Below are 26,414 nucleotides of genomic sequence, written 5' to 3'. Positions count from 1 at the left end.
ACAAAAAGGGAAACACACATGAGAACATCAGCAAAGTTCAGTCGCATTGCGGCTGCGGTTGCGCTGTCAATCGGTTTGTCGTCAACTGCAATGGCGCAGGTAACGTCATCTGAATTGAACGGTAAAATTATGGGCCCGCAAGGTAACCCTGCAGCAGGTACTGTAGTAACAGTTACTCACGTTCCTACTGGTGCTGTTAAAACAGTAACAGTAAACAGTGGTGGTACGTTTAGTCTTCGTGGTCTTCGCGTAGGTGGTCCATACACAGTAGTTATTGATTCTGACGAATTCGCTGATCAAACTATCAACGATGTTTACCTAGAGCTTGGTGAATCAGCATCTATCGAGCGTATGCTTGAGCCAGCTGCTCAATACGAAAACATTGTTGTAACTGGTTCTCAGGTTAGCAGCCTATCTTTCGGTCAAACTGGCCCAGTAGCAAGCTTCGACCTTTCTACTCTTCAAGAAGCACCTGCTATTAACCGTGATATCACTGACATCGTGCGTATTGACCCACGTATTTACGTAGACGAAGGCGGCAGCAACGGTATCCAGTGTGTGGGTAAAAGCCCGCGTTTCAACAGCTTGACTGTTGACGGTGTTCGCATGAACGACCTATTCGGTCTTAACTCAAACGGCTATCCAACAGAAAGAATGCCTTTCTCTTTCGACGCTATCGCAGGTGTTTCAGTTGAAATCGCACCTTTCGACGTAATCTACGGTGGTTTCTCTGCGTGTAACATCAGTGCCGTAAGTAAAACCGGTACTAACGAAGTTCACGGTTCTGCATTCTACGATTTCGGTAGCGACAGCTTACGTGGTGACTCACTTGAAGGTGATGATATCAACCTAGGCGCGTATACTGAGAAACGTTACGGCTTCACCGTTGGTGCACCGCTTATCAAAGATAAACTATTTATCTTCGCTGCATACGAAAAACTTGAAGGTGCAAACACCTTTGACCGTGGCGCTATCGGCTCTGGTTCGATTAACGAAGTTAACATTACTCAAGCAGAAGTTGAGCGCATCCAACAGATTTCTCAAGACGTTTACAACTTTGACGCTGGCGGTGTTCCATCAAGCCTTGCTAACGAAGATGAAAAGCTACTTGTTAAGTTAGACTGGAACATCAACGACCAGCATCGTTTAGCGTTTACCTATAACTACAACGACGGTAACAACTTCGCTGAGTCTGATGGCGATTCAAACGAATTTGAATTCCAAAGCCACCTATATGAGCGTGGTGCAGAACTTCAGTCTTTCATCGGTGTACTTTACTCTGACTGGACAGACAAATTCTCAACCGAAATCCGCGTAGCTCGTACAGAGCTTGATAACCTTCAGCGCTCTTTCTATGGCGACGGAACACCAGGTGGCAATGATTTCGGTGAAATTATCATTCGCATGGCTAATGATCCTAATGATGACGCTGATAACCTTTCTGTTTATCTAGGTTCTGATGACAGCCGTCAAGCCAACGACCTAGACTGGGATGCAACTAGCATCATGTTCCGCGGTAACTACTACTTCGATAACGGTCACACGCTAACTTTCGGTTATGAAAACGACAAGCTTGATATCTTCAACCTTTTCGTACAGCACGCCGAAACAACAACTACATTTAACAGCATTGATGACTTCGAAAATGGTGCGAATGCTCGAATTGATTATGGGTATGCTTACTCGGGCAACCTTCTAGATAGAGCTGCTGAGTGGGGCTACACTTCACACTCTACATATGCGCAAGACGAGTTCTACCTAACTGATGACCTGAAAGTAGTTGCTGGTCTTCGTTATGACTGGATTACAACGTCAGACCGCCCTCTAGAGAACGCTGAATTCACCGAATCTTACGGTTATAGCAACAGTGCAAACCTAGACGGTGTAGACCTTCTTCAACCACGTGTTGGTCTTAACTACACGCTAAGCGATAGCACAGAACTACGCGGTGGCTTTGGTCTTTTCTCAGGCGGTAACCCTAATGTTTGGATGACCAACAACTACCAGAACACCAACGTTACTGGTGGTGAAGTACGTGGTGATTACGCAAACATCCTAGATGGCAGCGTAACTTGGGTTAACACTGAAGACGGCGTTACTGCTGGCCCTGGTTACTCAGTACCGTCTGACCTTGATGCTCAGATGGATGCCGGTGTTGGTAGTAACTTTGAACCAAATAACCTTGACCCAGACTTTGAAATGCCTAGCGAGTGGAAAATCTCTGCAGGTATGACGCACATCACAGACGAAGACTACGTATTCAACTTAGATCTATTGGTTAGCATTACGCAAAACCAAGCGATGATTAAATACAAAGGCATAGAACCTGTGGGTCTTACAGAGGAAGGCTATATTGAATATGAAAGAACGGGCTTAGGTTCACTAGAGTTAACTAACTCTGATGAAAGCTCTACTTCTTATTCATTAACAGCGACTATGAACAAGTCTTGGGACAACGGCATCTCAATCGTGGGTGGTTATAACTACAGCCACGCTGAAGACGTTCAGCCTATGACTAGTTCTGTAGCGTTCTCTAACTTCCAGTTCCGTGCATTTACCAACCCAAATGAAGAAGTGTCTTCACTTTCAGATTGGAATATCGCACACCGCTTTACGTTGGACTTCCGCTATACAACTGAGCTTATCGATGGCTACAACACTACGTTCTCTGCATTCGCGGTTGCTCAGTCTGGTAAGCCTTACAGCTTCACTATTTCTGAAGACGAAGTAAATAGCATCTTTAACTTCACACCATACTTGGATTCTAACAACGTACTTCCAATGGGTGCTGAGCGTAACGATGAAGAAAGTCCATGGTGGGCGAAGGTTGACATCGCTGTTCGCCAAGATGTTCCAGCGTTCCACGAAGACCACACCGCACAAGTATTCTTCGTAATCGATAACTTCACGAATATGCTAAACGATGATTGGGGTATCCTAGAAGAGACTTCATTCAACACGGCTGTAGTCGGCACTGCTAATCCAGAGCGCCGTCAAGGTGATGCGTCACTTTGGGAACTACGTGTAGGTGTTAACTACCGCTTCTAAGCTGTAGAAAAACACTAGCTACAAGTTGTAGTGTTAGGTGCCACTCTCCTTAACAGGAAGTGGCACTTTTTTATGCCCGTCATTAATCTCACAATCATGCAATCAAACGATCCTCCGCTTTTTTAATGATCTAACTACGTACATTAGCCGAAGTAATTGACGACAAATTTTTAAATGCTCGCAAGGAGGGCTTATGTCAAAACGTATGCTAATGGTAATGACATCTCACGAAATTATGGGTGATACCGGCAAAAAGACAGGCATGTGGTTGGAAGAGTTTGCTGCGCCGTACTACGCATTTAAAGACCAAGGATATACGATAACTTTGGCGTCACCCATGGGAGGGCAAGTGCCTATCGATCCCAATAGTCTGGCTGACGATGCAATGACCGACGACGCTATGCGATATACGAAAGATGAGCTGGCGCGTAGCGCTATAGCGTCGACTATTCCGCTTGAAGATGTGAGAGCTGAAGAGTTTGACGCGGTGTTCTATCCAGGGGGACACGGTCCGTTGTGGGACCTTTCTGACAATGTGCACTCGATAAAACTAATCGAAGACACTATCGCAGCTAATAAACCCGTTGGGGCAGTATGTCACGCGCCAATTGTGCTTAAAGACGTTAAAACGCCTGATGGCAAATACCTGGTAGAGGGAAAATCTGTTACCGGATTTTCAAACAGTGAAGAAGCTGCAATGAAACTTACAGATGTAGTGCCTTATCTGGTTGAAGATGAACTGGTTAAAAAAGGCGGTAAGTATGAGAGCGCCGACAATTTTGCTGTAAAAGTGTGTACCGACGGATTACTGGTGACGGGACAGAATCCGCCGTCATCAAGACCAGCAGCCGATGCGCTGATTAAACTATTGAGTTAGCGTCAGCGAACAGCAGAATATATAGTGCCCTCAATGAGAGGGCACCGTTTTAAAAGCGTGGCTACCTAAACGTTCTCAAACAGGTCTTCAACACGCTGTCTTAGTTCTTCAATTCTAGACACATCCGCTGGCGCGATGAAAATAGTGTCGTCACCTGCAATGGTGCCCAAAACTCCGTCTTTCTTACTTAATGAGTCAAGCAAGCGCGCAATAAGCTGTGCAGCACCAGGGCTGGTTCTAATGATTACCATTACGTTGTTGTGAACGATATCCAGTACCAGCTGTTTAAGAGGGCTTTTAGCCGTAGGCATACCTAGCTCTGGAGGCAAGCAATACACCATGTCGCCTCTAGCATTGCGGGTTCTTACTGCACCGAACTTGCTTAGCATTCTAGAGATTTTAGATTGGCTGATGTTGTCGAAGCCTTGTGCTTTTAATGCATCAACAATTTCGCCCTGTGAACCGTAACTTTCTGCTTTAAGAATTTCTTTAAAAGCTTTGATGAGTAGCTCTTGTTTTGCGTTTGCCATTAGCGCTCTTTTCTTTTTTGAGGGTTATCGTTAGGAATTATATTTAGTATGCGTATATTGTGCCGTACAGGTAGACTTTGCGCAATTTCTTTGCATAATCATTCATGATAATGAATATCGAGATAAAATCGCCATAAATAACGTTAATAAGACGATCCGGTGATTGAGTTTTCCCCCGCGTTGCATTAGTGTGACGTTCCGTTTAAATACGTGAAGTAATCCCATAGGAGAAATGGTATGAAAGTAGCCGTGTTAGGTGCTGCCGGTGGTATTGGTCAGGCGCTGTCTTTGTTGTTGAAAACACAATTGCCAGCAGGTTCAGATTTAGCGCTTTACGACGTAGCGCCAGTTGTTCCTGGTGTTGCCGTTGATTTGAGCCACATCCCCACTGCGGTAAAAGTAACCGGTCACGGTAAAGATGACCTAGCTGATGCACTAACTGGAGCAGACGTTGTTCTAATTCCAGCGGGTATGCCTCGTAAGCCAGGTATGGATCGTTCTGATCTATTCAACATCAACGCCGGCATTGTTAAAAACCTAATCGAAGGTGTAGCTGATAACTGCCCGAACGCGTGTGTTGGTATCATCACTAACCCAGTTAACACTACTGTTGCTATTGCAGCTGAAACGCTTAAAGCGAAAGGCGTTTACGACAAGAACAAGCTTTTCGGTGTAACGACACTAGACGTTATCCGTGCTGAAACGTTTGTTGCTGAACTTAAAGGTGTAGACGTATCTTCTGTGCACGTACCGGTAATCGGTGGTCACTCTGGTACAACTATTCTTCCTCTACTTTCACAAGTTGAAGGCGTAGAGTTCACAGACGAAGAAGTTGCTAGCCTAACTACTCGTATCCAAAACGCGGGTACTGAAGTTGTTGAAGCTAAAGCGGGCGGCGGTTCTGCAACCCTATCAATGGGTCAAGCAGCGGCACGCTTCTGTCTATCTCTAGTTGCAGCAATGCAAGGTGAGAACGTGGTTGAGTACACTTATGTACAAACTGACGACAGCGACGACGCAGCATTCTTTGCACATCCAGTTCGCCTAGGCGCAAACGGTGTTGAAGAAATCTTGCCATACGGCGAGCTAAGCGCATTTGAAGAAAAAGCGAAAAACGACATGCTTGAAGGCCTACGTGGCGACATCAAGCTAGGCGTAGACTTCGTAAACGGCTAATAGCGCCTGAAGCGGATGTACTAGCATCCGCTAGAAAAGGCTGGATACGTTCTTACGTACCCAGCCTTTTTTGCATTTAAGACATTACAAAAAAAAGCCTGCTCAATGAGCAGGCTTTTCATTATAACGTTACGCGTTCATTGGGCTCTAGCCTGTATTACGCATACCAATTGCAATACCCGCGATGGTAACCATCATGGCACGCTCTAGGCTGGTGTTTTGTGCATCGTCACCGGCTTTACGGATACGATCCAGAAGCTCAATTTGCAGGTAGTGAAGGGGCTGAAGATATGCTGCGCGGATCTCCATAGACTCTTTACCCTGCGGGTCGTTTTTCATGATGTCGCCGTCACCGGTTATTGCCAACAGCGACGAGATGCTTTCTTTAAGCTCGCTACGCAATGCTTCTCCAAAGTGTTTAAGCTCTTTGGGTACCAAGCGCTCATCATAAGCTTCACTGATACGCGGATCGGCTTTATGGAACACCATGTCCAGCATTGAAAGACGTGAACGATAGAACGGCCATTCGCTGAACATCTCGTTAACCACTTTTTCATTTTCCGGTGTCTTCACGCTATCGATAGCGCGCATAACGCCTAACCAACTTGGCAGAACCAAACGGGTTTGTGCCCAGGCAAATATCCATGGAATCGCACGTAGGCTCTCAATACCACCTTGTGGCTTACGCTTCGCTGGGCGACTACCTAGTGGTAGTTTGCCTAACTCTTGCTCTGGCGTTGCAACACGGAAGTAAGGTACGAACTCTTTATCGTGACGCACGGTTGCACGGTAGTTATCGCGACCTTGGGCTGCCATTGCAGTTATAAGCTCTCGCCATTCTTCTTTTGGTGCCGGAGGCGGGAATAACATGGCTTCAATTATGGCGCTGGCGTAAATACCTAGGCTGCGTTTAGCCAGCTTAGGCATACCGAATTTATAGCGAATAGTTTCGCCTTGCTCAGTTACACGGAAGCCGCCGTCTAGCGAGCCAGGAGGCTGAGAGTAAATGGCAGCATGTGCTGGCAAGCCACCACGACCAATTGTACCGCCACGGCCGTGGAATAGCGTCAGGCTTACGTCAAACTCATCAGCAATCGCAACCAAGGCTTCTTGTGATTGGTATTGAGCCCAGCCCGCAGCAAGTGCACCTGCGTCTTTGGCTGAATCTGAATAACCAATCATAACGAATTGACGACCTTTAACGTAACCGCGATACCAGTCGATAGACAGAAGTTTGCGCATTACGTCAGGCGAGTTGTTTAAATCGTCTAGCGTCTCGAACAATGGCGCCACTGGCATTGGCCAATCTACACCACTTTCTTGAAGTAGCAGCTGAACGGCCATAACGTCCGATGGCTCACTGGCCATAGAGATAATATAGATACCAAAACCGTGTTTGCTGTGCTTCGCAATTACCTTACAGGTATCAAGCACTTCTTTCACGTCATCAGACGCATCCCATTGAGCAGGGAATAGCGGGCGTTTTGAGCCAAGCTCGCGCAATAAGAACGCTTGCTTGTCGGCTTCGCTCCACTGAGCATAATCACCAAGACCTAGGTAGCGTGTTAGTTCGCTGAAAACGTCTGCATGACGCTCAGAGTCCTGACGCACGTCAAGGCGCAGAAGGTGAATGCCAAATACACGAGCACGACGAATAGTGTCTAGCAGCAGACCGTTTGCTACAACTTGCATTCCACAGTCTAACAGTGACTGGTAGCAAAGCATCAGTGGTTCAATTAGCTCATCATCACTTTCAACCCAGTTTGAAGTATCTGGGTTTTTACCTGCTAAGTAGTCGCTAATGCCATCGCGGGTTGCGATGAACTTGTCCACAAGTGGACGAAGAAGGGCGCGGTATGGCTCGTTGGCGTCGCCGACTTTTTCGCGTAACGCGTCGTTGCAGTCGTACATTGAAAGCTCAACTTGCAAGCGATCAAGATCAATCGCGAAAAGCTTGGCCGCACGTTTTCTAGCAAGTAATAATACTTGCTCAGTCACTTTTGACGTTACAAATGGGTTGCCGTCTCTGTCGCCGCCCATCCAAGAGCTAAACTGAACGGGAGACGCATCTAGTGGCAGTGATACTTCGTAATCTTCATTTAGGCGACCATCAAGCTCGCGCATGAAGTCTGGCACTGCTTCCCATAATGAGTTTTCAATAACAGAGAAGCCCCAGCGTGCCTCATCAACAGGTGTTGGACGTACTGAACGAATTTCTTCAGTGTGCCAAGCCTGTGCAATAAGGTCAGCAATACGGGTTTCAATTTTCTTACGCTCAACATCATTAAGCGACTCTTGGTGAATAGCCTGAAGGCAGTTCGCCAATTCTTTATGTTTGTGAATAAGTGTACGGCGCGTAACCTCAGTTGGGTGCGCGGTCAGTACAAGATCGATGTTCAGTTTTGCAACCGCATCCTGCACTTTTTCAGCTGTTAATTCAGCTTTATCTAGGTGTTTAAATAGTGCATCAATAGACGCATCAACATTCATTGCCGCATTGTATTCTTGCTCAGCAATGTTGCCCAAATTCAAGAATTGTGCGAATGCACGGCCAACAGTAAGCAAATCGCTGTCAGACATTGTTTTGAAAGTTTCTTTCAGTTCTTCGCTACATGTAGCGTCTCCCTGATAAGAAGCTCGGCCGCCTTTACGAATCTTTTCAATACGGTCTAGCCACTCTTGACCCAATTGATTTTTGATTGTTTCACCTAAGGTTTTACCTAGGTATCGAACGGTATCTTTCAGTTCAGCATCGTAGTGTGTTTGCATGCTATCCTCCTAAATATATGGCCTTAACCATACTGTGTCCTTTGCGACTTGTCTAACCACTTTCGGTTATAATTTACAACATTTTGATACTTTTGCACCCTAGTTAACATTGCTCAAAGCAAGATATTTTGTGGTGTGATACACTCTTGCACCGGAAAATGCAGAAACATTCTCGCGTTATGCGTTTTGTTTGAAATTTGTACTGCATTTGTAATTTAATTTCAGGAGTTCTTGTGACTGATACATTCAATACAGTAGAAACCCAAGCAAGTTACGGCATTGGTTTTCAAATGGGTCAACAATTACAATCAAATCCGTTTGACGGACTAGCGATTGACGCTGTTGTAGCTGGCCTAAAAGACGCCTTCGCAGGTCAAGCGCCTCAGGTTGATAACGACACACTACGTGATGCGTTCGGCGAAATTCACAAGCGTATGCAAGCGGCTAAAGAAGAAGCTAGCAAAGCGGTTATTGAAGAAGGCACAAAGTACCTTGAAGAAAATGCGAAGCGTGACGAAGTAACCGTTACTGAATCTGGTCTTCAGTATGAAGTTATCGCTGAAGGTGACGGTGAAACACCAGTTGCGGCTAGCACTGTACGTGTTCACTACCACGGTACACTTATTAACGGTACCACTTTTGACAGCTCTTACGAGCGCGGCCAGCCAGCTGAATTCCCAGTAGGCGGCGTAATTAAAGGTTGGACTGAAGCACTTCAACTTATGAAAGTAGGTGCTAAGTACCGTTTATACGTGCCACATGATCTTGCTTACGGTGAGCAAGGTGCGGGCGCAGCTATTGCACCATACAGCACGCTTATCTTTGACGTAGAGCTTCTAGACGTTCTAGGTTAATGTGTTGTTTACAGGTGTGCAGTTCTGTACACCTGTGTTCCATCTTTTCTTATTCATAGTTCATAGCGTTTAAAAAATTAGCCCGCACTTCGTTAAATTTAGCGTTATGGCCTAATGTTTCTTTTTCCTATCTCTTTTCTTCTCTGTCTTTTCTCGTAAATACAAAGCAAACCTAAATTTGGCACGTTGTTTCATTGGTGTCGCCTTGCGTTTGCGATATGCTAGGTTTCATCTGCTCCGAGTTGTTATCAGTGGCTTCGGCATTACAATAGCCCCACGCTCAAATAAGGAAAATTATTATGGTTATCAAGCCTAAAGTGAGAGGCTTCATTTGTACAAACGCGCACCCTGTTGGCTGTGCAACGGCGGTTGACGAACAAATTGCTTATGTAGAAGCAAAAGGCGACTTAGGCGAAGGCCCTAAAAATGTATTGGTTATTGGTAGCTCTACGGGATACGGCCTAGCATCACGCATTACTTCTGCGTTCGGCTATGGCGCTAAAACGCTGGGTGTGTGTTTTGAAAAAGCACCAACGGAACGTAAAACGGGTACTGCCGGTTGGTACAACACCGCTGCATTCCACGAAAAAGCCAAAGCAAAAGGCTTGTATGCAGAAACTATTAATGGCGATGCGTTTTCCGATGAAATCAAAAATGAAACCATCGAAAAAATCAAAGCTGAAATGGGCAAGGTTGATTTGGTCATTTATAGCCTTGCATCCCCGCGTAGAACCGACCCAGAAACAGGCGTAACGTATAAATCTACGCTTAAGCCTGTAGGGCAGGCGTACACTACGAAAACCTACGATACTGATAAAGACAAAGTGCATGAAGTATCGCTAGAGCCAGCCAACGACGAAGAAATCCTTAACACCATCAAAGTGATGGGCGGTGAAGATTGGGAACGTTGGATGGACTTTTTACGTGAAGCCGATGTGCTTGCTGAAGGCTGTAAAACCACCGCATATACCTATATCGGTAAAGAACTAACATGGCCTATTTATGGTCAAGCGACGATTGGTAAAGCGAAAGAAGACCTAGATCGCGCTGCCGCAGCCATTATTGGTAAAAACAGTGATTTGCTTGTGCAAGCCAATGTGAGCTCGTTGAAAGCATTGGTAACGCAGGCAAGCTCAGCCATTCCTGTAATGCCTCTGTATATTTCACTTATTTACAAAGTGATGAAAGAGGAAGGCACCCACGAAGGGTGCATTGAGCAGATTCATGGCTTGTTCACACAGTGCCTGTTCGGCAATACACCAACGTTAGATGAAGCAAATCGCTATCGCATGGATGGCAAAGAAACTAACGACGCAACACAGGCAAAAATTAAGGCGCTATGGGATCAAGTGACACAAGAGAACTTTCATGACTTAAGTGACTACAAAGGTTACAACCATGAGTTCTTAAAACTGTTCGGTTTTGACATTTCAAGTGTTGATTACGACAGTGAAGTTGACCCAATGGTTAATTGGTAAAACCTAAACTTACCATTAATTAACCTAATGCTTATATGCGCAAAAGCCGTCTGATTTGACGGCTTTTTTGTACCTGATTACAAGTTGATACGGCGTATGGATTCGCAAAATGTAAATGAATAAGACCAAAGGTTTACATTAAATTGTAGAAAAATTTGCCTTTATCTTGAAATAGCGTGGCACAAACGTATGGGTTAATGCTAAAATCCCGAAATTAAGTAGGGGTCTTTTCTGCCTCTACCAAAACAGCAGTAGCGATTGCAGCTACACAACAACAATAATTAGTGTAAATTTCTGCTGGTGGTCTATAAAGAAAGGGCGAATTAAGCGTCCGCAAAAGGAATTATGCGTTACGGCTTCATAACAGGCTGACCGTAGCAATTGCAGCAAGTTCCATCAATCAACAACGAAAAGGTGTTCTACACCTGTTAATAGTGCGCTTTTGCATGCTGACAGGCAGGTTTTCTGCGGTCATGCAAAAGGGTATTTCTATTAGAGTAGTGCGATTACATATGATAAAAATCAAGAAAGGTCTCGACCTCCCAATTGAGGGAGCGCCAAAGCAGGAGATTGCTGATGCATCTGCTGCAACGCGCGTTGCCATTCTGGGAGAAGAATATGTGGGTATGCGCCCTACCATGCACGTCCAAGTTGGCGATGTAGTGAAGAAAGGTCAGGTTCTTTTTGAAGATAAAAAGAATCCTGGCGTTAAATTCACTGCCCCAGCAGCGGGTGAAGTGGTAGAGGTTAACCGTGGTGCAAAACGTGTTCTTCAGTCTGTAGTTATCAAGACGAACGGTAGCGATGCTGTGACATTTGATAAAATTGCAGCTGACCAGATCGCGAGCGCAACACGCGAGCAACTTCAGTCAATCCTTGTAGAGTCAGGCATGTGGACAGCGTTCCGTACACGTCCATTTAGCAAATCTCCTAAGCTAGACTCTGTTCCAAGTTCAATTTTCGTTACAGCAATGGATACCAATCCACTAGCAGCAGATCCTGCAGTGATTATTGCTGAACGCCAAGACGATTTCGTAAATGGTCTTAAAGCATTAACGCAATTGAGCGGTGGCAAGACTTACGTTTGTAAAGCGGCAGGTGCATCTGTTGCTACTGGCGATGCGGCAGTTGATGTTGAAGAATTTGGCGGTCCTCACCCTGCGGGCCTACCGGGCACTCACATCCACTTCCTTGATTCTGCTGGCATGAACAAAACGGTTTGGCACATCAACTACCAAGACGTTATGGCAATTGGTGCATTGCTGACCTCTGGCGAGCTAGATAACCGTCGTGTTATTTCACTTGCAGGTCCTGCAGCAACTAACCCACGCCTAGTGCGCACCGTAATGGGCGCAGACTTGACCGAGCTTACTGCTAACGAGCAAGTAGACGGTGAAGTACGTGTTATCTCTGGTTCTGTACTTAGCGGTACGACAGCGATGGGCGTTCACGGCTTCCTTGGTCGTTTCCACACCCAAGTTTCACTACTAAAAGAAGGTCGCGAGAAGAAATTGTTCGGTTGGATCCTACCTGGTTCAAACCAACACTCAGTGACTCGTGCTTACTTAGGTCACCTAAGTGGCAGCAAGAAATTTGATATGACAACAACTACCAATGGTTCTGAACGTTCTATGGTTCCAATTGGTAATTACGAACGCGTTATGCCCCTAGATATCATTCCTACGCTTCTGCTTAGGGACCTGATTTCTGGTGATACTGACGGTGCTCAGACGTTGGGTTGCTTAGAGTTGGACGAAGAAGATTTGGCATTGTGTACTTATGTATGCCCTGGCAAATACAACTACGCTCCTATCTTACGCGACTGTTTGACCACGATAGAGAAAGAGGGTTAAGTCATGGGTTTAAAAGCGTATTTAGAAAAGATCGAACCAAACTTCGAACCAGGTGGTAAGCATGAAAAGTGGTATGCGCTTTACGAAGCTGCGGCGACCATTTTCTACACCCCAGGTAAAGTAAATAAAGCTAACACGCACGTGCGTGACAGCATTGACCTTAAGCGCATCATGATCATGGTATGGATGGCAACATTCCCAGCTATGTTCTTCGGTATGTATAACATTGGTTTCCAAGCGCAAGAAGCTATTGCTGCTGGCGCAGGAACACTACCTGATACGTGGCAAGCAGGCCTATTCGCTGCCCTTGGCGGTGACTTGGCAAATGCGGGTACACTAGGTCTATTCTTCTATGGCGCATGTTTCTGGCTGCCAATCTACGCGGTAACGTTCGCGGTAGGTGGTTTCTGGGAAGTATTGTTCGCGTCTGTGCGCAAGCACGAAGTTAACGAAGGTTTCTTCGTTACATCGGTACTATTCGCACTAACACTTCCAGCTACTATTCCTCTATGGCAAGTTGCACTAGGTATTACCTTCGGTGTTGTAATTGCTAAAGAAGTATTCGGTGGTACAGGTCGTAACTTCCTTAACCCAGCATTGTCTGGTCGTGCATTCCTTTACTTTGCGTATCCTGCGCAAATTTCAGGTGACCAAGTATGGGTAGCGGCAGATGGTTATTCTGGTGCAACGTCTCTAAGCCAAGCGGCTTCAGGCAACCTTGATTACGCGAACATGGATCAGTGGATGAACAGCTTCATCGGTACTATCTCAGGTTCAGCGGGTGAGGTGTCTACCCTTGCTATTATTCTTGGTGGCTTGTTCATCATGTACATGCGTATAGCAAGCTGGCGCATTGTTGCTGGTGTAGCAATTGGTGTGGCGTTCTTCGCAACCTTGCTAAACCTAATCGGCAGCGATACGAACCCTATGTTTGCAATGCCTGCTCATTGGCACTTTGTTGTTGGTGGTCTTGCTTTTGGTATGTTCTTTATGGCGACAGACCCAGTTTCTGCGTCGTTCACAAACCAAGGTAAGTGGGCTTACGGTATCTTCATTGGTTTCATGACGGTACTAATCCGCGTCCTAAACCCAGCCTTCCCTGAAGGTGTAATGCTAGCAATTCTATTTGCTAACTTGTGGGCGCCACTGTTCGACTATTTCGTCGCACAAAGCAATATCAAGCGGAGGGTAGCACGTGTCGGCTAAGAAAGAATCTTTAGGCAAAACGGTAGGTATTGTTGTTGCCGTATGTTTAGTTTGTTCAATTGTTGTTTCTGGTGCGGCTGTTGGCCTTCGCTCTCTACAACAAACAAACGCAGCTCTAGATAAAAAGAGCAACATTCTTAATGCTGCAGGCCTTTATGAAATGGGCATGAGCAATAGCGCAATTGAAAGCACGTACAGCGAGCGAGTAGAACAGCGTTTTGTTAATCTTGACGAAGGTACTTTCGTAGAAGCGCCTAAGCCAGATTACGATATGTATAAAGCAGCCAAAGAAACTGAGTACAGCACAAAGGTAACTAACAGCAATGTTGGTTTCCAACGCCGCCCTAACGTGGCAAGTGTTTACTTAGTTCGCGACGACGCAGGTGATGTATCTCGTATCATCCTTCCTGTTCACGGCAGCGGCCTTTGGGATCTTATGTACGGTTTCTTAGCGGTAGACGCAGACGGCCAAACGGTTCGCGAGCTTATTTACTATCAGCAAAAAGAAACGCCAGGACTAGGTGGTGAAGTGCAAAACCCTGCTTGGCAGGACAAATGGGACGGCAAAGAGCTTTACGAGAATGGCGAAGTTGCTATTCGCGTAGTGAAAAATGCTAACCCTAGCAATCCTCACACTATCGATGCGCTTTCAGGTGCAACCCTAACCAGCAACGGTGTTGAAAACACTATTCGTTACTGGGTAGGCGAGCAAGGCTTCGGCCAGTTCCTGAAGAACCAAGCATGGCGTTCATAAGGGAAGTCTCATGGCAGATACTAAAGAAATGAAAAAGGCCCTCTTTGGGCCAATCCTGGACAACAACCCGATCGCCCTACAGGTATTGGGTATCTGTTCAGCACTGGCAATTACTACTAAGCTGGAAACAGCATTGGTAATGTCGCTTGCGCTTACAAGCGTTGTAGCGTTCTCAAACTTGTTTATTTCACTAATTCGTAACCAGATCCCATCTAGCGTTCGAATTATTATCCAGATGACTATCATTGCGTCGTTGGTAATCGTTGTTGACCAAATTCTGAAAGCGTATTCGTATGAAATATCGAAGCAGCTGTCGGTATTCGTTGGTCTGATTATTACTAACTGTATCGTAATGGGTCGTGCTGAAGCTTACGCCATGAAGAGCCCACCTCTGATGAGCTTCCTTGATGGTATTGGTAACGGCTTGGGTTACTCTTTCATTCTAATTGTTATTGGTACAATTAAAGAGCTATTTGGTTTCGGTACTATTTTAGGTTTCGAAATCCTTCCACTGGTTCAAAACGGTGGCTGGTATCAGGGTAACGGTTTGTTAATCCTACCATTCAGCTCATTCTTCTTAATCGGCGGTATGATTTGGTTTATCCGTACTATCCGTCCAGAGCAAGTAGAGCCTAAGGAGTAAGTCATGGAACATTATTTGTCGTTATTTGTTCGCTCAATTTTCGTTGAGAACATGGCGTTATCACTTTTCTTAGGTATGTGTACATTCCTAGCGGTATCTAAGAAAGTTAAAACTGCTATGGGTCTTGGTGTTGCAGTTATCGTGGTACTAGGTATCTCTGTACCCGTTAACCAAGTTATTTATGTAAACATTCTTGCTCCAGGCGCACTAGCATGGGCAGGTTTCCCAGAAGCTGACCTAAGCTTCCTTAACTTCCTAACGTTTATCGGTGTTATCGCGGCGTTGGTACAGATTCTAGAGATGAGCTTAGACAAGTTCTTCCCTGCGCTTTACAACGCACTAGGTATCTTCCTTCCGCTAATTACCGTTAACTGTGCAATCTTCGGTGGTGTGGCGTTTGCGGTACAGCGTGAATACAACTTCACTGAAAGCATCGTTTACGGCGTTGGTAGTGGTATGGGCTGGGCACTAGCAATTGTATTGCTAGCGGCAGTACGTGAAAAGCTGAAGTATGCTGATATGCCTGATGGTGTTCGTGGTCTTGGTTCTGTATTCATGATCGCTGGCCTAATGGCACTTGGCTTCCAGTCATTCACTGGTATTCAGCTGTAATAGAGCTCGGGAGCATATAAATGAATAACGTAGAAATATTTCTTGGCGTCGGCATGTTTATTGCCATCGTATTGGCGCTAGTATTTATCATTATGTTTGCCAAGTCTAAATTGGTACCAAGTGGTGATGTAACGATCACTATCAATGGTGACCCAGACAAGGCAATCAAAACTGCACCGGGTGGCAAACTTCTTGGTGCACTAGCTGACGCAGGTTACTTCGTATCGTCTGCGTGTGGTGGCGGTGGCTCATGTGGCCAGTGTCGTGTAGATGTACACTCAGGTGGTGGTGAAATCCTTCCAACTGAACTAGACCACATCACTAAAGGTGAAGCGCGCGAAGGCTGTCGTCTTTCATGTCAGGTTGCTATCAAGCAAGACATGGAAATTGAGCTGGAAGAGTCGGTATTTGGTGTTAAGAAGTGGGATTGTGAAGTTATCTCTAACGATAACAAAGCAACCTTTATCAAAGAACTTAAGCTTAAAATCCCTAACGGTGAAAGTGTACCTTTCCGTGCAGGTGGTTATATTCAGATTGAAGCGCCAGCGCACCACGTTAAGTACAAAGAGTTCGATATTCCTGAAGAATACCGCGGTGACTGGGAGCGTTTTGGCTTCTTCGACATCGAGTCTAAAGTAGACGAAGAGACTATTCGTGCATACTCAATGGCGAACTACCCAGAAGAAGAAGGCATTATTATGTTGAACGTGCGTATCGCTACGCCGCCACCTAATAACTTAAGCCTACCTGCGGGTAAAATGTCATCGTACATTTGGAGCCTGAAAGAGGGTGACAAAGCGACTATCTCTGGTCCATTCGGTGAATTCTTCGCGAAAGAAACTGAAAATGAAATGGTATTCGTAGGTGGTGGTGCAGGTATGGCCCCAATGCGTTCTCACATCTTCGATCAGCTTCGTCGCCTTAAGTCTAAGCGTAAGATGAGCTTCTGGTACGGTGCACGTTCACTTCGTGAAATGTTCTATACAGAAGACTTCGACGAGCTAGCAGCAGAAAACGATAACTTTGAGTGGCATGTAGCACTTTCTGATCCTCAGCCAGAGGACAACTGGGAAGGTTACACTGGGTTCATCCACCAAGTACTTCTTGAGAACTACTTGAAAGATCACCCTGCACCAGAAGACTGTGAGTTCTACATGTGTGGACCACCTATGATGAACGCGGCCGTAATCAACATGCTTAAAGATTTAGGTGTTGAGGACGAAAACATCATGCTAGATGACTTCGGTGGCTAAGGGTTTGATTTAAGAGCTACTCGCTTAAAAACTCAAGCATATTAAAAGGGGCGTAAGCCCCTTTTTCGTTGAAGCAAAACGCATAATGCACATAATAGCGATTGAGTAATGTGCATATTAGCTAAGGACAACATCGTGATTCGATTTGCTATTCGAATTTTCCTCGCCTTTGTTGCGGTAGGTATTCTACTTCTCGCAAGCTGTAGCGACGAAAAAACTCCTGTAGTACACCTGCAAGGGCAGACAATGGGCACAACCTACAATGTTAAGTACCTTGTAGGGGAGACACCGGTAGAAGGCTTACAAGCTGAAATAGATGCCCGTCTTGTTGAGGTTAACAAGATGATGTCTACTTACGACCCAACGTCAGAACTATCAAGGTTCAATCAATATCGCTACACCGACAATTTCGCCGTATCACCAGATACGCTAACCGTGGTTAACGAGGCACTACGCTTGGCTAACCTTAGTGGCGGAGTACTTGATGTTACCGTTGGCCCATTGGTTAATTTGTGGGGGTTTGGACCAACTAAGCGCCCTGAAAAAGTACCAAGCCAGACAGGCATTGACGATATTCGCGAATATGTGGGTTATAAGAAGCTGTCAACCACGCCTACAGGCTTAAAGAAAAGTCACCCAATGCTTTATGTCGACCTGTCGACTATTGCAAAAGGCTTTGGCGTTGATGAAGTGGCGGAGATCCTTGAAAACCACAACATTGAAAACTACCTTGTAGAAATAGGTGGTGAAATGCGTGTGAAAGGTGAGCGTGGTGATGGCAGTGAGTGGCTGATTGCCATTGAAAAGCCAGTTACCACTGAACGTGCTGTTCAAAAAGTTGTCTCAATAGGAGAAAACGCGGTTGCTACATCAGGTGACTATCGCAACTATTATGAAGAAGACGGCGTTCGTTATTCGCATCTAATCGACCCCACAACGGGCAAACCTATCTCACATAACCTGGTTTCGGTTACGGTAATTCATCCTTCTTCAATGACGTCTGATGGTTTGGCTACGGCGTTTAATGTAATGGGATGGGAACAAGCGATAGCGGTTGCTGAGCAAGAACAACTCGCTGTATTCCTCATTCGTCGCACAGAAGACGGATTTGAAGAGTATGCATCGCCAGAATTTGATAAACTGGTCACAGTTCATAATTAGGGGGTAGCAATGTCTACATTCATTCTTGCTTTTGGTTTCTTTCTAACAATGGTACTGGCTATGGCCGTAGGTTACCTTTTTCAGAAAAAATCAATCTCTGGAAGCTGTGGTGGCTTAGGTGCACTAGGCATAGAAAAGGCCTGTGACTGTCCAGAACCGTGTGACCGTAAAAAGTCACGCATGGAAAAAGAAGAAGCCCGCCAGAAAAAGCTAAACGAGTGGAAGCAGAACCAAATTTTGTAATGCTTGGTCTCTCGTTGGCTTAAGTTATAAAAGCGCTGTTTGAGTAATTCGACAGCGCTTTTTTGTATCTGTCAGCCAACGTACTTCACCTAATTTGGCCAGCATCATTCGATGTAACGTTAGGTTTGCTTAATGGGCTAATGATCACAGGGATAGTTATCTACACAGCGCGTCTATGACAGGCTTTTAAACTCGGAAACGTAATTTCGGTCACCCCAATTTCGTTGCTCTACATTTGTAATTAGGTTAACTTTAAGCCTCATAAAATACCTATACAAATAATAAAACATCAAGGAAGAGCTATGACACGCAGTGTACGTCTCGGGACCTTTAGTATAATCGCATTATCCCTCGCCGCATGTGGAGGCGGAGGTTCAGACTCTGAAGTGCCGGATAACGGAGGTTCCTCGCCGGTTTCATCCTCATCAATCATCTCGAACGCAAAAGACTACAACCAGTCTCGACTTAACACTGCTGCCAAAGCAATCGCAAACGCCCAATACAAAGGCGAAACAGTCAATGCGGAAGTGGACATAGAGCTGGTCCAAGAAGCATTCAATTTATTATTTAATGATTCCGTCATGACAGTGCCAGAACTGGCAGAACAGGATTTTTCTGATGACGTGAACAACGGCACGATTAAGAAAACGTATGCCTGTGATCTAGGCGGTAGTGTTGCTTATGACGGCAAAGTATCCGATACCTTAACAGGTACCATTGCCATGAATTACCAAAACTGTTGGTTGCATAGCAATGGCGTTGCTATTTCCGGGTCGACGGCTATTGCCATTGAAAGTGTGTCAGATAGCGCTGCGAAATACAGTATGTATTTCGACAGTCTTACATGGAATATCGAAGGTATACCTTATACTTTGTCAGGCGTTGTCTCAATCGATGAAGGCTACAACGAAACTAACGGTAACTATCACTTCCACGTAGATACCAACCAACATGTCGCGTTCACTATTGGCTCAGAGCAATATAAATTGGTGGGGAATTACAACATATCTGATTCACCCGGTGAAAGCGTTAACCATGCTGAATTAGACTTCTATGTAGGCTCTAAAGGTAAATTAGCGATTGAAGCAGAGGGCCCAGAGTATTTATCGCCGTACATGTATATGGGTGAAGTAGTGGTAGCGGCTGATAAAACTGCAACCTTACTTTTTGAAGAAGGCATTATTCGTTATTTAGAAGATACTGATAACGACGGTAACTACGATGTAGGTACATTTATAATTGATGCCTATGATTTAATTGGTGGTAACCTTGCAGACAGATCACTTGTCGCTATTGCTGACATGTCTATCCCACCCACTGTCTATGCACCTGAATTTTACACCTGGGACACAGTCGATACAACGACACCTATTACCGTTAGTCCCGGCTATTATAATGATAGCGATACAGACTACGAAGATTTATCTGTCAGTTTCCGCTGGTACATCAACGGTGTCCTAGTAGAGGACATATCAGGGGATACCTTACCGGCCTACCGCGCCGTATTTAACGATGTAGTAGAAGTATCTATGGTCGTCTCAGATAGCGCTAACGCTGTAGAGTCAGGTCGCACTTCAATCACTTTGTCGGATGCACCAGCACAAGTAGCGTTCGAAAATTTACCAGAGTCAGTGTCCCCTGGAGAATACATCGAATTCAGAGCAATTGTGTCTGACCCTGATCTTGGTGACAACCAAGGGGTACCCGCCTTAGTGTCAGCGCCTTCAGGTGCTACCATTAATGAAGATGGATTAATTTCATGGCAAGCGCCGAGTAATCAGTTGTTTAAAACCCAGCTTTACGCGTTTGGTTTTTCTACTGGCGAAGAAGGTGCTGAAGTAGTCAAAACTCATGTCTCAGTAACTAATAATGAGGTTCAAGAGTTAGCTCGCTCGGGTATTGAAGTGCCTAAAATGAACAATTCGATGGTAGTGGGTGATTTCGACCACGACGGTGACAATGAAGTTCTATCCACCGATTCTGCAAATCGCGTGTTTTTGCTGTCTTATCAAAACGGCAGCTATAACCAAACTTGGATGTACCCCTACAAAATCGAGCAAGGTGGAGCAGTAAAACAAGTTCTCAGTACTGATTTTGATAACGATGATTATCCCGATATTCTAGTGATATCTGAGCATGGCGTATCCGTTGTTACCGACATTGACGAAACGGCAACAACGATTTTTACCACCGATAATTACATACATAGTGCTGTTCTCGGTGACATAGATAATGATGGTGACGATGAACTGGCCTACTTGTATTTATCACGTGATTACGGCGAAGCCAGTGATATTGTGGTGGTAGATCTTAGTTCGCCCGAAACACCTTTATTTACGTTTACCGCTGAAGATACCTATGAAATTGCTCTGGGTAATGTGGATTCCGACACTCAGTTAGAACTGGTTACCAATTCAGGTTTGGTCTATGACCTTGGATCTGGTGAAAACCAGTGGTTTTTGAATTCAGGATTTAGTAGTAGCCACATTGCCGTTGCCGATATAAATGGCGACGGTATTGATGAAATCGTAGGCGCTGACAGTTGGTCTTACATCTATGTGTACTCAGCACAAAACAAATCTCAAATTACGAGTGTTGAGAATTTTAATACTTGCGACATTAGCGCAGGAAAACTGACTGACGATAGTAATCCTGTATTGCTTATAGGGGACTGCCAATGGGGCAATGTCCACGCCATGAAGCTGTCTAACAATACGCTCACTTCAGTATTTAGCATTGATATGGTTGATCATGGTTCGACTTCGCTAACTCTTGGCGATGCCGACAATGATGGCCTTAACGAACTGTTATGGGGCACTGGTACTACACATTCTGGTGAAGATTTGCTTGTAACGGCAGATGTCACAGCCACTTCTGCAACAATAAAAACGACAGCAACCACACATCAACTAGACAGCTTTAATGCGGCAGGCTGGGCAGATTTGTATCCTGGTGACGAACGTGCTGTTTTCTTCGTACCGAGTACGGGGAGCGGCTATGATGGCTCCAAAGTCTTACTAATGGAGAACACAGGGAATTACATTACGAGTGAAGAGATTTCATCTAACTGGGATAACTCTAGTATTGCTGTAACTACCGATTACAACAATGATGGTGCTGGTGATTTATTCCTACCTAGTGCAGAAACCTATGACGGCGCATTCGCTGTAATGCGATTGAATGATTTCTCTATTCAATACGAGATTACAGGCGATTATTCGAACGATGTCTCAGTTATCAAGGCATTCGACTTCAATAACGATGGTTTCGATGATGCAGTGTACGTTGATGGTCGCACATTAAAAGCGGTCGACGTGAACAATCAAGTTATGTTGGCTACTTACACCATGCCTCAATATTTCCGTGATTTTGATATTGTCGCGATGAATGGCAATGTGTATGTGGCGCTTTCTCAAGGCGACGACATAACGCAATTACTTAAGCCGACAGCATCAGGTTTCTCTATCCAGGCAAGCGCCGACATTTCTTGCGCGCGCCTTACCTTTATAAACGCTGATAGTGACGCTGAATCAGAGTTAGCTTGTTACAACGATCAGAACCAATCTCTGGTTATATTTGATGTTACTGACTCCAGTTTGTCTAAAACATCAGACGTTTCGGTAAACATGAGTATTGTCGACATGGCAGCCAATCCAGTAACCGCTACTGAACAGACACTTCTTGTGACGTCGGCGAGTGAGGATGATTGGGGTTACTACGGTTCTACTGAACTCAGCGAAATGACGGTTAAAGGCATCGGTATCTGGAAAAGCCCAGCGTTGATTGGTCCGGCCCGCAGTCACTCTTTACATGCGAGAAAATCTGCTGAGGGAAGCCTGGAAGTGATGATGGCGACATCACGGGTAATGTATTGGTTGGGCCGAGCGAAGTAGGTAACTCCGCATGAGTCAATTTTGATACTCTTCTAGGCGTTTATATGATTGAGCGGCGACACTTCCACATTGGAGTGTCGCCGTTTTTTATTGACTACTCTCGTTCTGTCAACCTCCCTTATAAAATGCATTCGTTTTAACGCCTGCCTTTTATAAGACACTAAGGACCAGTTAATCTTATTAATATTCCATAACGAGGTAGTGTAATTAAACGCTTTTAATAATATACTGTCTTTTTATACAGTTTTGCGTAAGCACGTAAAGAACAAAGGCAGGTAATGCGAAAAATTATCCACGTCGACATGGATTGTTTTTACGCCGCAGTTGAAATGCGCGACAACCCAGCCTTGCGCGATATTCCCATTGCGATAGGCGGCAGTGCCGACCGTCGAGGGGTTATTTCTACCTGTAACTATCCCGCCCGTAAATTTGGTGTGCGCTCAGCTATGGCTACAGCGTATGCTTTAAAGCTATGCCCAAACTTGACCCTCGTAAAAGGGCGCATGGATGTGTACGCTGCCGAGTCGCAAAAAATACGTAAGATATTTGCTGATTATACCGACCTCATTGAGCCTTTATCGTTAGATGAAGCCTACCTAGACGTGACTAACAGTGAATTTTGCGGTGGCAGCGCCACGTTAATTGCCGAAGAAATACGCGAGCGCATTAAAAATGAACTTGGGCTTACAGCTTCAGCAGGTGTTGCGCCTTGTAAGTTTGTTGCTAAAGTGGCGAGCGATGAAAATAAGCCCGATGGAATTTGTGTTATTACTCCTGATAAGCTCGATGAGTTTGTACGCGAAATGCCACTAAAGAAAATACCGGGCGTAGGCAAAGTCACCATGCAAAAGCTTCAGCGTATGGGGCTTAATACCTGCGACGATGTTCGCCAATACCCTTTTGAGCGCATTCAAAAAGAGCTGGGTAAATTTGGCAGTGTGCTGTGGGAGCGTGCTCACGGTATTGATGAGCGTGAACTATCGGTATCTCGTGAGCGAAAGTCTATCGGCGTAGAGCGCACGCTAAGCGAAGACATTCACACCTTCGAGCAATGCATAGATTTTTTGCCACATTTATTTGAAAAGCTTCAAGAGCGAATGGAAAATCACAAGAAGCGTACGGGTAAGCCGGTACGTATTCGCACGCAGGGCGTTAAGCTTAAGTTTAACGACTTCCAACTAACTACGGTAGAGCACCGCTGTGCCACGCTTGATGAAGCGTATTTTCGCACGTTAATGCAGGAAGCCTTCGAACGAGCAACAGGCCGGGGTATTCGTCTTGTTGGCGTTCACATAGGCCTTGCTGCCGACCAATCAACACAGCAATTGGTGTTGCCTTTTGAACCGATTTAGCCAATAAGCTCAGTACTTTTTAAGTACTAACATGCAGTAGCCTCAATCTAACCACTTGTTATACTTAACGCACTGATACTATGCGATAGACTGACGCTTTTGTATTACCCGATTAAAGGCCAATCCCACAGAGTTTAGTTTCTAAGACCATTTAATCTTTGGCAAATGAAAGCGGTTGGCTAACCCTTACTATTTTTTTCCACTTTAATGAAGGACGTTATGGACTCGAAAGAACTTAAAACCCCAGGTCGCTACAAGCATTACAAAGGTAATTTATACGATGTATACGAAGTGGCGACGCATTCAGAAGATGAAAGTAAGCTAGTGGTTTACCGCCCATGCTACGGCGAAAAAGCGCTTTGGGTTCGTCCACTAGATATGTTTGTTGAGTCGGTTGAAAAAGACGGAGAAACACTCCCCCGTTTTGCCTATGTTGGCAATATTCCAGATGATGAAAAAATGATCTAATTGTGAAATTAGGTCATAGTGTAAGAGGTCTTTAATAAACAGGCTTCTTACAAGGAAATAATAATGAAAACTGCACCTCGTTTTAGCGCACACATTTTGGCTGCGTTTATTGCTGCGAGCCCTTTGGTTTATTCAACGATTAATCCCGCAAATGCACAAGATAGATTTGCCGATGTCGAAGTTAAAGCGACAGCGATAAAAGGCTCAGTGCACATGCTTACAGGTGCAGGTGGAAATATCGGCGTATCTGCTGGGGAAGACGGTGTTTTGATCATCGACGATCAATTTGCGCCGCTTGCAGAAAAGATAGCGGCGCAGCTTGGTGAGCTCGGGAGTGACAAGCCAAAGTATGTGATAAACACGCACTATCACGGCGATCACACAGGCTCTAATGCGTTTTTCCACAGCCATAAAGGCGCGACCATTCTGGCGCACGAAAATGTGCGTGTTCGCCTAGCTAACGATGAAAAGATAAAACCGGAAGCGCTGCCAACTATCACCTATGAAGACGGAATAAAAATTTACTTCAATGGTGAAACCCTTCACGTGATGCACTTAGCGGTAGGCCACACCGACGGCGATAGCGTAGTGTGGTTCGAGCAACCCAACGTTATGCACACCGGCGACTTGTTCTTTAATGGTCGCTTTCCTTACATCGACCAAGGTGCTGGCGGTAATGTGGAAGGCTATATGGACTCAGTAAAACAGCTGCTTGCTAAAATAGACGATGAAACCGTTATTATTCCTGGCCACGGCGACATCAGTAACAAGCAAGAATACAGCGCATTTTTAGCTATGATCTCTGAAACGTTCAGCTACGTTAAGGCACTTAAGCAAGACGGCAAAACCCTCGATGAAGTTAAAGCGATGGGCTTAGACGATAAGTGGGCAGACTGGAGCTGGAATTTCATCAATGAAGAGAAGTGGATAACTACACTCTATACTGATGCTTAAAAAGCAACGTCGCGTTTAATAATGAATAAAGGAGCAGGGGAGTATCTCTTACTACCCTGCAATTTATTTAAAAGGGATTTTCACAAAGTTGTTAGGCAAAGGTTTTTGGCTACCACGCCCAAGGGACTAGGTTAGAAGAGCTAGACTAGAGGAGCTAGTTAGAGAGTACTAAGGCCAACGAGCACTAAATCTAAGGGCTGAAACTTTCAGATGTCCGCTACGCAGTTTCTCGTATTTTAAGCTCAAAGGGTAAAACTTGGCTCGCTTGTTCAACGTCTTCGCCTTCTATTAGCGCTAGCAATGATTCGGTTGCCATTTCTGCCATCTTTCGGCGCGGGACTGAAACCGTTGTTAGTGCTGGGTAAATTGAACGTGCAAAACTCAAGTCGTTGAAACCGCAGATATCGATATCTTTGCCAGGTTTAATACCTCGCCTATTACATTCCATGACCGCGCCGGCCGCAAGTTCGTCGCTCACAAAAAATAGCGCATCAGTATCGGGCCACTTATGCAGTGTTTCTGAGAGAAGCTCAGCACCAGCTTGAAATGAAGCGTCGGCTCTAGAGGAGACATATCGCGTTGCTGATAGCCCTGCATTGTCAAGCGCGGTTTCCCAGCCCTGTTTTCTCAATATTGCGCGCCAATCTAAAAACAAAGAGCAAAAAGCAATATTACGGCGCCCTTTGTCGATAAGATGCTGGGTCATAGATTGGGCTGCTAATTCGTTATTTACCCCATAGTTAATGTCAAAGGGCTCACTAGAAATATCCATAATTTCGGCTACAGGCGTCCCTGTGGCTAGCAGCATTTTTCTCGTTTCTTCAGTATGACGCGTAGAGGTAAGAATAAAGCCACTCACGTTCTGTTGAATGTAAGATTCGACAGTACGCTCCTCGCCAAGCTCGGTATAGGTCGAGTCGCCAATCATCAGTGCATAATTTGCCTTATCGGCAACGGCCTTCACACCTAACATCACATCGTTAAACACATTGTTTCCAAAGGATGGGAGTAGTAATGCAATGGTTCTATTGTTGTCTGCACATAGCGATTGGGCGGCGCGGTTCGGAATATAGTTTAGCTCTCGCGCTGCCTTTTTAATTTTGAGGGCTAACGATTTAGAAATGCCACTAGAATTATTTAGCGCCCGAGATACAGTAGTTTTGTGAACCCCTAAATGATTGGCTACATCTGATATTTTGGTGCGAGACTTTTTTACCTTACTCATTCTTCAATCTTTTAACGTGCCGCTAGTTCCGGTAATCAGCGCAGTAGACGAAATAACGTCGCCAT

20 protein-coding genes are annotated in these 26,414 nt (G+C 45.2%); 17 read left to right on the top strand and 3 right to left on the bottom strand.

Translation table 11 applies throughout. The features are described from left to right. The first annotated feature begins 18 nt into the window (after positions 1–18). Both AWH61_RS19070 and AWH61_RS19065 read left to right on the top strand, forming a co-directional pair. Positions 19–3,048 carry a TonB-dependent receptor gene (locus tag AWH61_RS19070; protein WP_075177932.1) on the top strand — a complete coding sequence of 1,010 codons (3,030 nt, stop codon included), beginning with the start codon at positions 19–21 and terminating at the stop codon, positions 3,046–3,048. Positions 3,049–3,241: 193 nt separating this feature from the next. Then, complete coding sequence (locus AWH61_RS19065) at positions 3,242–3,925, top strand: type 1 glutamine amidotransferase domain-containing protein (RefSeq protein WP_075177931.1); 684 nt, start codon at positions 3,242–3,244, stop codon at positions 3,923–3,925. A 65-nt stretch (positions 3,926–3,990) separates the two neighbouring features. Here the strand turns inward: AWH61_RS19065 and argR are convergent, their stop codons facing one another. Then, positions 3,991–4,455, bottom strand: coding sequence for a transcriptional regulator ArgR (gene argR, locus AWH61_RS19060; protein WP_014950803.1), 465 nt, complete (start codon positions 4,453–4,455; stop codon positions 3,991–3,993). 237 nt (positions 4,456–4,692) lie between these two features. Between argR and mdh the strand changes: the two genes are divergently transcribed. Beyond that, on the top strand, positions 4,693–5,631 hold the full coding sequence (mdh, locus tag AWH61_RS19055) for a malate dehydrogenase (protein ID WP_014950802.1): 939 nt from the start codon (positions 4,693–4,695) through the stop codon (positions 5,629–5,631). Between the two features lie 147 nt (positions 5,632–5,778). Here the strand turns inward: mdh and ppc are convergent, their stop codons facing one another. After that, positions 5,779–8,400 (bottom strand): phosphoenolpyruvate carboxylase, encoded by a 2,622-nt coding sequence (gene ppc, locus AWH61_RS19050; protein WP_014950801.1) that lies wholly within the window; start codon positions 8,398–8,400, stop codon positions 5,779–5,781. A 233-nt stretch (positions 8,401–8,633) separates the two neighbouring features. On the opposite strand from ppc, the gene bamJ reads away from it, so the two are divergent. The 14 genes from bamJ to AWH61_RS18980 all read left to right on the top strand — a co-directional run bounded on the left by bamJ (position 8,634) and on the right by AWH61_RS18980 (position 25,124). Continuing rightward, the gene (gene bamJ, locus AWH61_RS19045) at positions 8,634–9,254 is read left to right on the top strand and encodes a BamJ family beta-barrel-assembly machinery protein (RefSeq protein ID WP_014950800.1); all 621 of its coding nucleotides are present in this window, start codon (positions 8,634–8,636) and stop codon (positions 9,252–9,254) included. A 299-nt stretch (positions 9,255–9,553) separates the two neighbouring features. Further along, entirely contained in the window at positions 9,554–10,732 is a 1,179-nt protein-coding gene (gene fabV, locus AWH61_RS19040; RefSeq protein ID WP_014950799.1) for an enoyl-ACP reductase FabV, read from the top strand. 512 nt (positions 10,733–11,244) lie between these two features. Continuing rightward, on the top strand, positions 11,245–12,585 hold the full coding sequence (locus tag AWH61_RS19035) for a Na(+)-translocating NADH-quinone reductase subunit A (RefSeq protein ID WP_075177952.1): 1,341 nt from the start codon (positions 11,245–11,247) through the stop codon (positions 12,583–12,585). 3 nt (positions 12,586–12,588) lie between these two features. Continuing rightward, positions 12,589–13,791, top strand: a complete 1,203-nt coding sequence (locus tag AWH61_RS19030) for an NADH:ubiquinone reductase (Na(+)-transporting) subunit B (RefSeq protein WP_014950797.1) — start codon at positions 12,589–12,591, stop codon at positions 13,789–13,791. Continuing rightward, entirely contained in the window at positions 13,781–14,545 is a 765-nt protein-coding gene (locus AWH61_RS19025; RefSeq protein WP_014950796.1) for a Na(+)-translocating NADH-quinone reductase subunit C, read from the top strand. Before AWH61_RS19030 ends, AWH61_RS19025 begins: the two co-directional genes overlap by 11 nt. Positions 14,546–14,555: 10 nt before the next feature. After that, positions 14,556–15,188 carry an NADH:ubiquinone reductase (Na(+)-transporting) subunit D gene (locus AWH61_RS19020; RefSeq protein ID WP_014950795.1) on the top strand — a complete coding sequence of 211 codons (633 nt, stop codon included), beginning with the start codon at positions 14,556–14,558 and terminating at the stop codon, positions 15,186–15,188. A gap of 3 nt (positions 15,189–15,191) precedes the next feature. Further along, positions 15,192–15,800 (top strand): NADH:ubiquinone reductase (Na(+)-transporting) subunit E, encoded by a 609-nt coding sequence (gene nqrE / locus AWH61_RS19015; RefSeq protein ID WP_014950794.1) that lies wholly within the window; start codon positions 15,192–15,194, stop codon positions 15,798–15,800. Between the two features lie 20 nt (positions 15,801–15,820). Then, a complete protein-coding gene (gene nqrF / locus AWH61_RS19010; RefSeq protein ID WP_014950793.1) occupies positions 15,821–17,053 on the top strand; it encodes an NADH:ubiquinone reductase (Na(+)-transporting) subunit F in 1,233 nt (410 codons plus the stop codon). Positions 17,054–17,188: 135 nt separating this feature from the next. Continuing rightward, on the top strand, positions 17,189–18,214 hold the full coding sequence (locus tag AWH61_RS19005) for an FAD:protein FMN transferase (RefSeq protein WP_075177930.1): 1,026 nt from the start codon (positions 17,189–17,191) through the stop codon (positions 18,212–18,214). A 9-nt stretch (positions 18,215–18,223) separates the two neighbouring features. Then, on the top strand, positions 18,224–18,457 hold the full coding sequence (gene nqrM, locus AWH61_RS19000; RefSeq protein ID WP_014950791.1) for a (Na+)-NQR maturation NqrM: 234 nt from the start codon (positions 18,224–18,226) through the stop codon (positions 18,455–18,457). A gap of 302 nt (positions 18,458–18,759) precedes the next feature. Further along, complete coding sequence (locus AWH61_RS18995; RefSeq protein ID WP_075177929.1) at positions 18,760–22,350, top strand: FG-GAP repeat domain-containing protein; 3,591 nt, start codon at positions 18,760–18,762, stop codon at positions 22,348–22,350. Positions 22,351–22,628: 278 nt separating this feature from the next. Continuing rightward, a complete protein-coding gene (gene dinB / locus AWH61_RS18990) occupies positions 22,629–23,702 on the top strand; it encodes a DNA polymerase IV (protein WP_014950790.1) in 1,074 nt (357 codons plus the stop codon). 219 nt (positions 23,703–23,921) lie between these two features. After that, entirely contained in the window at positions 23,922–24,170 is a 249-nt protein-coding gene (locus AWH61_RS18985) for a DUF1653 domain-containing protein (protein ID WP_014950789.1), read from the top strand. A gap of 63 nt (positions 24,171–24,233) precedes the next feature. Further along, the gene (locus tag AWH61_RS18980; RefSeq protein ID WP_014950788.1) at positions 24,234–25,124 is read left to right on the top strand and encodes an MBL fold metallo-hydrolase; all 891 of its coding nucleotides are present in this window, start codon (positions 24,234–24,236) and stop codon (positions 25,122–25,124) included. A 217-nt stretch (positions 25,125–25,341) separates the two neighbouring features. On the opposite strand, the gene AWH61_RS18975 is transcribed toward AWH61_RS18980, so the two are convergent. Then, the gene (locus AWH61_RS18975; protein WP_075177928.1) at positions 25,342–26,349 is read right to left on the bottom strand and encodes a LacI family DNA-binding transcriptional regulator; all 1,008 of its coding nucleotides are present in this window, start codon (positions 26,347–26,349) and stop codon (positions 25,342–25,344) included. Between the last annotated feature and the right edge of the window lie 65 nt (positions 26,350–26,414).

Source organism: Alteromonas sp. W12, assembly GCF_001924945.1.
GTDB classification, from domain to species: domain Bacteria; phylum Pseudomonadota; class Gammaproteobacteria; order Enterobacterales; family Alteromonadaceae; genus Alteromonas; species Alteromonas macleodii.
Note: the sequence above shows the minus strand (reverse complement) of the source record. Positions and strands in the feature narration are given on the sequence as shown.

What these genes read in the sequence shown, in the direction of transcription:
- AWH61_RS19070 (WP_075177932.1), top strand. Translation starts at nt 19, where the DNA reads ATGAGAACATCAGCAAAGTTCAGTCGCATTGCGGCTGCGGTTGCGCTG.
- AWH61_RS19065 (WP_075177931.1), top strand. Translation starts at nt 3,242, where the DNA reads ATGTCAAAACGTATGCTAATGGTAATGACATCTCACGAAATTATGGGT.
- argR (WP_014950803.1), bottom strand. Translation starts at nt 4,455, where the DNA reads ATGGCAAACGCAAAACAAGAGCTACTCATCAAAGCTTTTAAAGAAATT.
- mdh (WP_014950802.1), top strand. Translation starts at nt 4,693, where the DNA reads ATGAAAGTAGCCGTGTTAGGTGCTGCCGGTGGTATTGGTCAGGCGCTG.
- ppc (WP_014950801.1), bottom strand. Translation starts at nt 8,400, where the DNA reads ATGCAAACACACTACGATGCTGAACTGAAAGATACCGTTCGATACCTA.
- fabV (WP_014950799.1), top strand. Translation starts at nt 9,554, where the DNA reads ATGGTTATCAAGCCTAAAGTGAGAGGCTTCATTTGTACAAACGCGCAC.
- AWH61_RS19035 (WP_075177952.1), top strand. Translation starts at nt 11,245, where the DNA reads ATGATAAAAATCAAGAAAGGTCTCGACCTCCCAATTGAGGGAGCGCCA.
- AWH61_RS19030 (WP_014950797.1), top strand. Translation starts at nt 12,589, where the DNA reads ATGGGTTTAAAAGCGTATTTAGAAAAGATCGAACCAAACTTCGAACCA.
- AWH61_RS19020 (WP_014950795.1), top strand. Translation starts at nt 14,556, where the DNA reads ATGGCAGATACTAAAGAAATGAAAAAGGCCCTCTTTGGGCCAATCCTG.
- nqrE (WP_014950794.1), top strand. Translation starts at nt 15,192, where the DNA reads ATGGAACATTATTTGTCGTTATTTGTTCGCTCAATTTTCGTTGAGAAC.
- nqrF (WP_014950793.1), top strand. Translation starts at nt 15,821, where the DNA reads ATGAATAACGTAGAAATATTTCTTGGCGTCGGCATGTTTATTGCCATC.
- nqrM (WP_014950791.1), top strand. Translation starts at nt 18,224, where the DNA reads ATGTCTACATTCATTCTTGCTTTTGGTTTCTTTCTAACAATGGTACTG.
- AWH61_RS18995 (WP_075177929.1), top strand. Translation starts at nt 18,760, where the DNA reads ATGACACGCAGTGTACGTCTCGGGACCTTTAGTATAATCGCATTATCC.
- dinB (WP_014950790.1), top strand. Translation starts at nt 22,629, where the DNA reads ATGCGAAAAATTATCCACGTCGACATGGATTGTTTTTACGCCGCAGTT.
- AWH61_RS18985 (WP_014950789.1), top strand. Translation starts at nt 23,922, where the DNA reads ATGGACTCGAAAGAACTTAAAACCCCAGGTCGCTACAAGCATTACAAA.
- AWH61_RS18980 (WP_014950788.1), top strand. Translation starts at nt 24,234, where the DNA reads ATGAAAACTGCACCTCGTTTTAGCGCACACATTTTGGCTGCGTTTATT.
- AWH61_RS18975 (WP_075177928.1), bottom strand. Translation starts at nt 26,349, where the DNA reads ATGAGTAAGGTAAAAAAGTCTCGCACCAAAATATCAGATGTAGCCAAT.